The following is a 9708-nucleotide window of genomic DNA, read 5'->3' as shown; positions in this document are numbered from 1 at the left end:
GCGGCATTCGAGCCTGGGATACTTGACGCCCCTGGAAGCCGAGTGCCAGGCTACAGCTGCTTAACCTTAGCGACTCGAAACCGAGTCAACCCCACTGGATGCCTTCGGCGAATTCGAGCAGCTCGGTCCATGACACCTGGAACCCCTGATCGTTTTCACTCAAGTACTGCTCGAAGTCGCCAATGGAGTCACTGAAGAATCGTGAAGGCGGCCTGCCGATGCCGTCAAAGAACTCGATGATCCAGATCAAGCCTGCACCATCAATGTCGTCAAGCACCGCACGCAGCGAGACCTTTCCGGTAGCGTTCCACATCCTAAAACGGCGTGTGGTCATTTCGGGACCTCCGGAGTCTGCTGTCGGACTTTGGTTCCAGGAGGAGTCGTTCATGGCCCCGACTGCATCCGTTGCTGACCGGGTCTCGTTATCCTCTCCTTGATGCATGTTCAGGAGATTGTCACCTCTGAAAGTCTTGGACCTTACTCAGGGGAGCATTCGGGCACCGTGATCCCCTGGCCTCCTCTCAAAGGCTGTTCCCAGTGTCCCTGATCGCCAGAAAACCTCTCACGGCCACCCTGACGCCACTCCTGCTCACACTGGGCGCGGTGCCGTTGCTCCTCATCATCTATGACAGCTCGCAGATGGGGGCGTTCGAGCGTCGATGCACCGCAGCCTACGAAGCCACTCAGCCACTAGGGGTCACCGAACAAACCATCCTCTTTGTTTTTGGCAAGGGTGCCGAGCGCCTTCCCAAACCCACCGCTGCGCAGATGTTCGTCCGCGATCACGACGCCAGCACCCCGGGTGGGAGGCAGCCTGCCCGCCTTCTGACGTGCACCGTGGCTCCAGATGGCACGGTAGTGGTCCGTTCCCTGGTGGGGTCTGGTGCGGGGCAGGATGGGCGTTGAGAGCAATCCGCCCCTGAAGGGCGGATCACGCGGTCATATGTTCGAGAAGCCCGTCTTGCCCTGAAGGCTACCTCGACACTGGACAGGTGCCGGTGACGTTGCCCAGGAACGCCGAACCCTGCTCCAGCGTCTGGCCACTGGCATCCGTGAACGCGTAGCGCACCTCCACATTTTTGCCCGGCCTGACCTGGGTACATTTCCAGAAGATGGCGGACAGATCCCCAGCATGGAAATTTCCAATGTTAGAGGGATTCACCGAGGCCTTGAGTGTCTGACCGCCAATGGTGAGGGTGCCGCCCGTCGCCGTGGCGGTCTGTGCTGGGTCATGGGGATGCAGGTCAAAGGTCAACGCCTGAACCGGGTACAGGTCAACGTCGTACGTGGTGGTCTCACCCGCGTTCAGGTGAATGCCTAGGCCGCTCCAGCCCAATGGGATGGCCTGCTTGGTGCAGGCGACGGTCAGCCCGGCCAGCAGAGCGAATCCCAGGAGCGGCCAGGGCCTGGTCCCCTTGTTGTGCTTGTTGTTCTTCATGGGTGATCCTCCTGCTGTATCAGGCCGCCTGATCTGGCCGCCACTGCAACGGCTTTACCGCAAGGTCCAGGTGGTCAGTTCATCCGCGGGCAGGGCCGTCCAGCCCCTCTCAACCACGCCCACCTTGCCCACCGAGCTCAGCAACTTCTCGGTGTTCAACAACGCATTCCAGCCGGTCTTGAGCGTCACGCTGGCCCGCACCTGGGTTTGCAGGACGAACCTCTGTCCGGGCGGCCGGCCCTGCTCTGAACCGCTGATGCAGCGGTTCTCGCCCAGGACCGTCACCTCCTCGGGGGAATAGACCAGGAACGCTGTCCTGGAACCCGCCGAGGTCTGGGTGACGCTGGGGCGGAGATCGGCCCACACCGGCACGGGCGAGGTCTGGGGCCGCAAGGCCGCCGCGTTCATCCGGAGACTCACGTCCGCCCAGCGCACCAGGAGCGTCGCCACCATCACCTGCACCTCTGGATTGCTGCTCCAACTCAGTTCGGTGACCGGGCACAGCGTTCCCTCGCTGCGAATCAAGTCGCTCAGCTTCGTGGCGTACCCCTGGGCGATATTCAGAGGAGCGCTCACCTCGATCTGGCCAGTGGCCGTCAGGGTGCCGGCTGCTCCCTCTGGGCTGCCCGGCTGGGACGGGGCGAGAAAGAGGGCCACGTCCCGGCTGGCCTGCCAGTCTTTGACCACGCCGCCCAGCGTGTAGGTCTCGCCCAGCCCGGAGCTGCTGATCGGCGGCAGCGCTTCGCGCGGCAGGTCGCGGTACATGGGGCGCAATTCATCGGCACTCAGCATGCGGGGGGGCGGCGCGGTGTCCTGACAGGCGCTGAGCAGGGCCGCACACAGGAGCGCCAGAGGCAGGAGTCGCATGAGGGCATTAGACCACCCGCCGTCCAGGCCAACAGACGAGAATGCGGACCGGCCCCGGCCATTTGGCTGGACACGACGCTCGCCCGTGTGGAGCAGCCCAGGGCAAATTGGAGGCCAATCAGGAAGTGAGGGCCAACCTGCCCGAGACGATGATTGACCAGTGCACTTCAGGCAGGCGAGAGGGCCACCATGCGCAGCCATCGCCGGGTGCTGCTGGACTGGCGGCTGCGCCAGAGGTCCTGGATCTCTGCCCGCCGGCGCTGCTGGGGGCGGGGGCTGTGAAGGGGTGAGGACGGGGCAGGGTGCAGCTTCAGACTGGTGATGGGACCCTCCCGGACGGACGACTTTATCAGGACGTGGTTCAGGATCTGATCGCCGAACTGGGTGCGGCTGGCGCAGAGCGGTGGATCATTGATCTGCGTCTGAACGAGGGTGGGAACATGTATCCCATGCTGGCCGGCTCCGAGCTGCAGTCAGCTGCGATTTCTGTCAGGATCCCTCTATGCAGCGCATTCTGAATATTCCGATCGATCAGGCGCTCCTGGAGTCCTGGGCGAACTGGCTGGCTCCGGAACAGCAACCATTTTATCTGACAGAAGCGCAGGGCCAGGCATTGAAACTCATTATCTCAGCTGCACCGTCATTCTCGCCCGAAGGACGCGACACGTTCAAGCTCTGGGGCGTGACCTGTCCTCAAGCCGTGATGCTCAACGAATCCGACTTTCTGACGTTGCCACTCGCCACTCGCACCGAACTGCTGCGCCTTCAACTTGAGCATGGTCGCGGCGAAGTGCTGTGTGTTGCTGATTGGCGTGATCTCTTGACAGAAGTGGAGGAGCAAGCTGGGGGCGAGCATTTTGTGTGGTGGCCGTCGTTGCTTGCTGGACGTGAGTGGGAGCTCCTCGCGCACTGGTCAAGCCAAGGCCGCTTGCCTTGTGAGCATCAAGCGGTACCGGAAGAGATCTGGAGTGCCTTACGTACAGCATGGCCGCGTGTTCGTGAAATCGCGGGAACGTTCCCTTCTGGAAGTGGGCCGAACTGTTTCGGTACGGTAATGGCCGGCGCAGGCGTACGAGGGGCCGAGCACCAATGGATGCTGCGTGAACCGTTCGAAGACTGGCTGGCAGCGTATACAGCGAAGACAACAGAATGTGAAGCTCCAGGCACCGTACTGGTCTGGCGTGATGGTCACGGGCAGGCTCAACATGCAGCCCTTGTGTTGGGCGGCGGATATGGGTTGCACAAACCTTCGCAGGGCTGGGACTCGCCCCGACAGGCTCTCAGGCTGAATGACTTGTATCGTCAATTTGACGTACAGGACAGGGTGCTCAGTTGCTATACGTTAAGGAGATGATGCCTCAATAGTCTCTACTGATTCAATCGTGGTCAAGAGGGACTCCAGGCCTAAAGTCTGGGGCTTGAAGCAGTCTCAGCACTGATTCAAGGACATTGACCCGGAGGTGCGGAAGGGCTTACAAGCGAACTGGCGAGAATGCGGATCGGACTCGGCCCTCCGGTTGCACTCTGGACCGGTCGCTTCTGGCCACGATGCTTTACGCGAGCCCCTGCTTTTTGTGCCTGCTGATGTTCAAGACCAGATTCAGGTCCAGCGCCAACAGGGCAGCCCGGGCTGGCAGGGCATAGGGTTGCCCGCAGGGCGCTTCGCCGGCAGTCCGGCGCATGGTCATCCCTGGGGCGAACCATTTGAAGCCGCTTCGGGGCACACTGCCGGTGTGGCAGATCACGTAATCTGCGTCCTGCTCGCTTTCCTTTAGAGTCGCAATCAGGTCTGCGCGGGGCTGAAGCAGGTTGCCGTACCAGCGTGCTGGTGTATATTTATGAGACGCCGGACGTGGCCAGACGGGCGGAACAAGAGCACAGATGGTTTCTTCCAGGGGATGGGCGGGGGCCATGTCTATTGAGGGTGGACCTGGGCCTTCTGGGCCGAGGAGGTTCAGGAGCGGCGAAGTTCACGTCCTGTCAGTGTGAGGTGCGTTGGCTCAGGAGGGTGCGTCTCGGGCTGCTGGCCTGGCCGGGCGACCATGGGCGTGATGACCCTCTGAGCTTCATACCCACCGGGGACATGCTGCTTGATGCAAAAGTCGAAGCCCGTGACCAGCACGAGCTCTGAGGGCAGACTGGAAGTGAACCCACATCACCTCGCCTGGGAGGACGCAACCCATGATCCATGCACTCAGATCCATCTGGGCCGTCCTGAGCGCCCTGTTCCTCGGCGCCGTCGGCCAGCCCACCAGCGGCATGGACCCCGAGGCCCGTGCCCGCAAAGGCCGCCAACGGGGGCGCATCGAACAAAGCCCACCCGCTGGGGCAATGCGAACGCTCGGCACCCTGCTGCGGACCGCCTTCTACGCCGTCACCTTCCAGCCCGACAACGAGCCGGGCACCCGGAAATCCCAGCGCGGACGGCACAGATGAAAAGGTTCCTGTTGCTCGCTGCCTTGGTGTGTACTGGCATCACCGGTTGCGTGCCAGCGCACACCCAGTCCACGCACCTGCTGCGTCCCGGCAGCACGGTCGTCGGCGTCGACGGTGTGCGCGTCTCGGCCCCGGCGAAGTGGCGCGAGGGCCCGGCAGCCGGCGTCCGGGTCACCATCACCCGCCTCCCCCGGGACACCCTGCAGTGGCCCATCAGATCCGGCAGGCGCCTGGGACTCCCGATCTACCGGGTCGAGGCCGAAGTTCCGGTGCTCACGGGGGGCCGGGACTGGTTTACCGTGACCATTCCCACGGGCACTGCTGACCCGGCGTACCTGTTCGCGTTGCGGTTGAGTACAGGGATCGCCGACTCAGATGGACCCGGAGGCAGCTTCACGGTCTGGGCCGACGATCCCTCAGCCACGCTGGCTGGCAACGGAATGACCTTCAGGATCACGGGCTTTGTCGACGAGACTCACCTGTTCACGGCCACTCTGCTGGACGTGCCGCACACCCGGGCAGAGAGATGACCCCAGCTGAGCTTGATTCTGGCGCGCTGACACACTGCTCGATGCCGTAGAGCCCCCCTGCTGGTCCACGCGCCCGGCGCGCAAAGCAGCAAATTCACGACACCGGGGTAACGCCTGAGGGCATGTGGCTTGGTGCAAAGGCTGGAGCCCGTGCTAGACATGGGCTCTAAGGAACGGCTCAGTTGAATCTGACAGCTGTGGACAGGTCAAGACGTATCTGAGCCTGCGGCTCAAGGTCGTGCTGAACGTCCTGGCGCACAACCTGAAATTTTTTGCTCTCACCAGCGGATCGCCCCCCGCCGTCGCCCCTATCCGCGGTAAAATGGTGGCATGCGCCGATGGCTTCCTGTGCTTTTCTCCTTCGGCTTGCTGGCCACAACGTCAGCTGGACTCACGCTGCAACAGCCTCTTCAGAATCAGCTCTTCAACGTTCCTCCCTTCCCTACCGATTTTCGTGGCCCCACAACGCCCATCGAACTTCACTACGACGTCAAGCCCAGCGCCTCGTCTGGAGAGGGCCCACGCTTGATTTTGAACGTCATCCCAGCGACGCCTGGCCGTCTGTTCACCCGGACCGCCTTTTTGAATGCAGGGCAGCGTGGAGTCTGGAAAGGTCAAGTGCCGAAGGGCCAGGTGACGATTCACGTGGTGCACCGCAGCTGTATTTATACGAACACGCTGTCGATCACAGGGAACAAAGCGGTGATTCGTGTGAACTACACCTTCAACGGCAACCATCTGGTCGAGAACGAGCTGTATGTGGGAACGACGCGGAGCGGGGGCGGCACCTGCGGTTGACCCCTGTTCAGGGTGAACTGACACCCGCAGCGCTTCAGGGCCTTTCCCACAGCCAGCAGCAGGACAGGAAAAAATGGGAAAGCATCGCTCAGCCCTCTGACGGATCTTTACGGCCTGAGACAGCGTTCACCCTATTTTCCCATGAACAGGGATGAGGCCAGGGTTCAGTCGAGTGCGGCCTTCCTGTTCATCCTGCTCTGGCGAGGGGTCTTCTCCAGCCTGGGCACCTCAGCTCTCGCGGCGCTGTTCGCGTCCGGACCATGCTCCTGACGTCGGTGACAGGCGGCGCATGCTTTGGGTGGATGGGGTCCGTCGTTTCACGGGTGGGACCACCGAGCTGATCGGAGGATCATCGGACCAGAGACCTCTTTGAGGGCTTGCAGCAGGTCTGCCGAGGAGCTGACCTAGAATGCCGGGCAATGGAATTTGGTGTTCTCCCCTCTGCCCGCGAACTCGCGCAGTTCACTTTGGCCGGTCAACGTGCGGTGGACTGGGTGCCGGCTGCTGAGCGGGTCGAGAATCTCACCGCGGAACACCGCTTTGATCTTCAACTGGCCACTGATCTTGATCTTGCGCAGCAACGGGCAGATCATTTTGCGTTGGGCCTCGCCGCCCAGACCTACCTGAATCGCTGGGTGCATGTCGCCGCTGACCTCCACAGCATGCTCAGCATTCGGTTCAAGGGCCTGGACGTGAATCAGCCGTTTGTCGATGTCAGCGTCACCACCCGTCCACTCCATCCGGAGGATCTTCTTCCTCTTCGGCTGGCTGCGCAACGCGTGTACGCGGCCTTTCGGCCTCTCCGGCTCCGGTTCTGGAGTCCCATGGTCATGGGTGTCTTCCCAGAAACCACGCCAGAGACCCGCGTCCTGGCTGCTCCATTGGCCGACTTGCGTGCTCAGCCGACACCCGCTGGGCTCCAACTCAGACCAACGAGGGATGACCAGCACTTCGACCAGGCGCAGGACGCCTATGACGCGGTTGACGCCCAACATCCAGAGCACGTCGAGCACGCTCAGCTGCTTTCCAGAGACGATTTGGCGACATGCATTCAAGCAGGCACCATGTTTGATGTGCTCTGGAACGGCGTCTGGAGCGGTTACGCGGGGACCCTTCCGAAAACGAAACTGGGATTTCCAGCACAGAGTGTCCAGGAGTTACTCCTCACGCCACAGGCCAGGGGACAGGGCCTTGGTGGGGCCCTGGGTCCTCTGTTGGCTCAGGCGCTTCCGGAGGATGGCCGCGTCCTTTTCGGCACGATTCATGGTGGGAATGTTGGCGCCAGGAGAGCGGCGCTGTCGGCAGGCCGAATTGATCTTGGCGGCTGGAACTGGTTGTCACTGGCTTAACGGGTCAGCGTGAGGTTGTGGGCGAGGATCGCCAGGACAACGCGGAATCGCGATGAGGTGAGCGTTTTCGGCTGCCCGGACTGAATCTGCGTGGCCACCAATGGAGAAATACGGTCTCGATGTGTTCGCGGAGCTTCGGGTGGGGGAAGACTGTCACCCAGAGCCATATCGCGTTTTTTCTTGACAGCACCCGTTCCAAAGACGATCGGGCGAGCATGCGGACCGTCCTGAGCGGTTCGATTTCCCTTAGGAATGGAAAAGTCCGCCAGCAGGACGCCAGCGGACACGAGAGCAGGGCTGGGTTAACGGAGAAGGAAACCGTTGACTGCGAGCCCTGTGGCGCCGCCACTCACTTTGAAAGCGATCCACTGCGCGCCCGCTGGTGCGCCATTGCGGACCGTCCCTGCTCTGGTGGTGAGGTTGAGTGAGGCCGTCGTCATGTTCCACCCTTTCACCAGCGCCAGATTAAAGTCAGCCGTGTACGGTTTGGCTCCGATCTGGCAGGTTTGCGAGCCTTTGACGGTGACGGCCCGGTCCGCATAGATCAGGGTTCCCGTTCTGGTGGTGGTCCCGCCCGCTGTGGTGGTGTCGTAGGCCACCAGAGTCAGCGGCACGTTCGTCTGCGCTGAGGCAAACAGCCCAGCGGTGGCGTTCAAAGCGGCCGGATCGCTGACCACAAACGTATTGGTGCAGCTTTCACTCTGTTCCGTGATCTTCGTCAGCTCACTGGTGTTCGGGGTGGGGAGGCTGGCAAATGAGAATTTGCCGTCCGCTCCAAGCGCGGTGCGGCCCAGTTCGACCGTCTTGCCTGCGGCGTCCAGCACATTGAGGGTGACGTTGCCCGCCCCGCCGGTCCAGGCACTGGTTTGGAGGACGACCTGATTGCCCTGCGCCGCATATTGGCCCTCGACGGCCGTGCCGCTGAGCGTGTTGACGGTCTCACCGCCAGCAGGGGTTTCTTTTGGCGTGCAGGCCGCAAGCAACAGGACGGGCAGGAGCACCAGACCAGGGGAAGTTTTCATAGGACGTGAACGTAGCACGGCGTTTTGACGGTGGGAGACACATTTGAGGACGTAGGAAATACCGCGAATAGGGGTTGACCCAGGCGCCAGAAAATGCGAAAGGGACGGTGCTCATGGGTTATCGGTCCCAATTTCACGTCACTGCTGACAACCGTCTGGGCTCCGCGCGGCTAACTGATTGTCCAACCATTCGCGAGCACCGGCGACGTCTTCATTCATGCCCTGGAGCCAGACACGCCACGTTGCCCATATTTCGGCGCGCAGGGGTTCATCGCGGGTCAAGAGGTCAGCTACGGCCGCCCAGGTGCAGGAATCTGGTGGATCAATGACGCCACCATGGTCAACGTGGTAAGCCGCATACAGAAAGTCTGCTAGCTCTGGCACAGTCCAGAGACGTACACCCATGGGTCAATTTATCGCGAATAGAGGCTGAGCATGAAGGCAATCAGCTGCTGAGATTGAGGAATTTCAGGTTGTGCGCTAGGACGTTCACTGCAACTTTGAGCCGCAGGCTGAGATACGTCACCGCGAATAGGGGTTGACAGGGACGGCCAGAAAGGCGTCAGGAGCCTTGAACAAAAGCCGCGAAGATCGGCGGCCAGGCATGCGCGGGTTCGCCATTGGCCATCGCCGCCCGCAGTGAATAACACTGGACGTCATTCAGTCCCGATTCCAGCGTCAAATCCAGCGGAAAGCGGTCCACCATTCCAGGCCGCAGTTTGACGTGCTTCACTTTCTCCCCCGCCACGAGAATCTGAGCGCGGTTGTTAAAACACACCACCGTCACATCGGCCTCTTTGCCAATCCAGTTCACGAGGGCCAGTTCCAGAGCGGTGTCGGACGGTAAAACTCCAGCGGCGATGACGTTGTCCGGTTCTCCCACTCCGAGGACGCGACTCGTGGCGCCAGGTGACTTGACCGGTACACCGCTCGGCACCAAGGCAGTCGGCCATCTCGCGTCCTGGAACGTCTGCGCCTCACCCAACAAAGGCCGAGTGCTCAACGGTGCAGATGGGGCGTCAAGCAGAGCGCGGTTCACCTCTGCCAGCTTCTCACGGATACTTTGCGTGAACACGACGCTCACTGCATCGTCAGCACTCGCAGCGATCACCTGCTTGACCTCGACAGCCTGCCTGCACGAAGTGGTCACATCGTTGACTCGGTGCACCACTTTTGGGGTTGACTCGGTTTCGAGTCGCTAAGGTTAAGCAGCTGTAGCCTGGCACTCGGCTTCCAGGGGCGTCAAGTATCCCAGGCTCGAATGCCGC

Annotated in this window: 13 protein-coding genes and 2 pseudogenes; 7 read left to right on the top strand and 8 right to left on the bottom strand. The window is 61.6% G+C overall.

Annotated elements, in window-relative coordinates; genetic code table 11:
- Window positions 1-85 precede the first annotated feature (85 nt).
- Window positions 86-334 (bottom strand): hypothetical protein, encoded by a 249-nt coding sequence (locus HNQ08_RS26695; protein ID WP_184138450.1) that lies wholly within the window; start codon window positions 332-334, stop codon window positions 86-88.
- Window positions 335-537: 203 nt separating this feature from the next.
- Here HNQ08_RS26695 and HNQ08_RS26690 point away from each other — a divergent pair, with 203 nt between their 5' ends.
- Window positions 538-906, top strand: coding sequence for a hypothetical protein (locus tag HNQ08_RS26690; RefSeq protein ID WP_184138448.1), 369 nt, complete (start codon window positions 538-540; stop codon window positions 904-906).
- Window positions 907-973: 67 nt separating this feature from the next.
- Here HNQ08_RS26690 and HNQ08_RS26685 read toward each other — a convergent pair whose 3' ends face one another.
- A complete protein-coding gene (locus HNQ08_RS26685; protein ID WP_184138446.1) occupies window positions 974-1438 on the bottom strand; it encodes a hypothetical protein in 465 nt (154 codons plus the stop codon).
- Between the two features lie 54 nt (window positions 1439-1492).
- Entirely contained in the window at window positions 1493-2305 is an 813-nt protein-coding gene (locus HNQ08_RS26680) for a hypothetical protein (protein ID WP_184138444.1), read from the bottom strand.
- A gap of 302 nt (window positions 2306-2607) precedes the next feature.
- Between HNQ08_RS26680 and HNQ08_RS28400 the strand changes: the two genes are divergently transcribed.
- A complete protein-coding gene (locus tag HNQ08_RS28400) occupies window positions 2608-2823 on the top strand; it encodes a S41 family peptidase (RefSeq protein WP_184138442.1) in 216 nt (71 codons plus the stop codon).
- On the top strand, window positions 2808-3659 hold the full coding sequence (locus HNQ08_RS26670) for a hypothetical protein (RefSeq protein WP_184138440.1): 852 nt from the start codon (window positions 2808-2810) through the stop codon (window positions 3657-3659). Before HNQ08_RS28400 ends, HNQ08_RS26670 begins: the two co-directional genes overlap by 16 nt.
- 199 nt (window positions 3660-3858) lie before the next feature.
- Here the strand turns inward: HNQ08_RS26670 and HNQ08_RS26665 are convergent, their stop codons facing one another.
- Entirely contained in the window at window positions 3859-4218 is a 360-nt protein-coding gene (locus HNQ08_RS26665; RefSeq protein WP_184138438.1) for a hypothetical protein, read from the bottom strand.
- Between the two features lie 268 nt (window positions 4219-4486).
- On the opposite strand from HNQ08_RS26665, the gene HNQ08_RS26660 reads away from it, so the two are divergent.
- From HNQ08_RS26660 to HNQ08_RS26650, 4 genes and pseudogenes are all read left to right on the top strand, one after another.
- The gene (locus HNQ08_RS26660) at window positions 4487-4741 is read left to right on the top strand and encodes a hypothetical protein (RefSeq protein WP_184138436.1); all 255 of its coding nucleotides are present in this window, start codon (window positions 4487-4489) and stop codon (window positions 4739-4741) included.
- On the top strand, window positions 4738-5271 hold the full coding sequence (locus tag HNQ08_RS26655) for a hypothetical protein (protein ID WP_184138434.1): 534 nt from the start codon (window positions 4738-4740) through the stop codon (window positions 5269-5271). Before HNQ08_RS26660 ends, HNQ08_RS26655 begins: the two co-directional genes overlap by 4 nt.
- A gap of 199 nt (window positions 5272-5470) precedes the next feature.
- Window positions 5471-5554: pseudogene (locus HNQ08_RS28395) on the top strand (IS982 family transposase); the annotation flags it as partial.
- Window positions 5555-5601: 47 nt separating this feature from the next.
- The gene (locus HNQ08_RS26650) at window positions 5602-6069 is read left to right on the top strand and encodes a hypothetical protein (protein WP_184138432.1); all 468 of its coding nucleotides are present in this window, start codon (window positions 5602-5604) and stop codon (window positions 6067-6069) included.
- A gap of 404 nt (window positions 6070-6473) precedes the next feature.
- On the opposite strand, the gene HNQ08_RS26645 is transcribed toward HNQ08_RS26650, so the two are convergent.
- The 4 genes and pseudogenes from HNQ08_RS26645 to HNQ08_RS26630 all read right to left on the bottom strand — a co-directional run bounded on the left by HNQ08_RS26645 (window position 6474) and on the right by HNQ08_RS26630 (window position 9479).
- Window positions 6474-7082 carry a hypothetical protein gene (locus HNQ08_RS26645; RefSeq protein WP_184138430.1) on the bottom strand — a complete coding sequence of 203 codons (609 nt, stop codon included), beginning with the start codon at window positions 7080-7082 and terminating at the stop codon, window positions 6474-6476.
- A 332-nt stretch (window positions 7083-7414) separates the two neighbouring features.
- Window positions 7415-7560, bottom strand: a pseudogene (locus tag HNQ08_RS26640) (IS982 family transposase); the annotation flags it as partial.
- Window positions 7561-7720: 160 nt separating this feature from the next.
- Window positions 7721-8440 carry a hypothetical protein gene (locus HNQ08_RS26635; protein WP_184138428.1) on the bottom strand — a complete coding sequence of 240 codons (720 nt, stop codon included), beginning with the start codon at window positions 8438-8440 and terminating at the stop codon, window positions 7721-7723.
- 562 nt (window positions 8441-9002) lie between these two features.
- Entirely contained in the window at window positions 9003-9479 is a 477-nt protein-coding gene (locus HNQ08_RS26630; protein ID WP_221284552.1) for a hypothetical protein, read from the bottom strand.
- Window positions 9480-9708: the final 229 nt, after the last annotated feature.

This window comes from Deinococcus humi (assembly GCF_014201875.1).
GTDB lineage: Bacteria > Deinococcota > Deinococci > Deinococcales > Deinococcaceae > Deinococcus > Deinococcus humi.
Note: the sequence above shows the minus strand (reverse complement) of the source record. Positions and strands in the feature narration are given on the sequence as shown.

Bases quoted from the DNA above. Each gene is read 5' to 3' on its own strand.
- HNQ08_RS26695 (WP_184138450.1), bottom strand. From the start codon at position 334: ATGACCACACGCCGTTTTAGGATGTGGAACGCTACCGGAAAGGTCTCG.
- HNQ08_RS26665 (WP_184138438.1), bottom strand. From the start codon at position 4,218: ATGGCCCCCGCCCATCCCCTGGAAGAAACCATCTGTGCTCTTGTTCCG.
- HNQ08_RS26670 (WP_184138440.1), top strand. From the start codon at position 2,808: ATGCAGCGCATTCTGAATATTCCGATCGATCAGGCGCTCCTGGAGTCC.
- HNQ08_RS26635 (WP_184138428.1), bottom strand. From the start codon at position 8,440: ATGAAAACTTCCCCTGGTCTGGTGCTCCTGCCCGTCCTGTTGCTTGCG.
- HNQ08_RS26660 (WP_184138436.1), top strand. From the start codon at position 4,487: ATGATCCATGCACTCAGATCCATCTGGGCCGTCCTGAGCGCCCTGTTC.
- HNQ08_RS26655 (WP_184138434.1), top strand. From the start codon at position 4,738: ATGAAAAGGTTCCTGTTGCTCGCTGCCTTGGTGTGTACTGGCATCACC.
- HNQ08_RS26680 (WP_184138444.1), bottom strand. From the start codon at position 2,305: ATGCGACTCCTGCCTCTGGCGCTCCTGTGTGCGGCCCTGCTCAGCGCC.
- HNQ08_RS26650 (WP_184138432.1), top strand. From the start codon at position 5,602: ATGCGCCGATGGCTTCCTGTGCTTTTCTCCTTCGGCTTGCTGGCCACA.
- HNQ08_RS26685 (WP_184138446.1), bottom strand. From the start codon at position 1,438: ATGAAGAACAACAAGCACAACAAGGGGACCAGGCCCTGGCCGCTCCTG.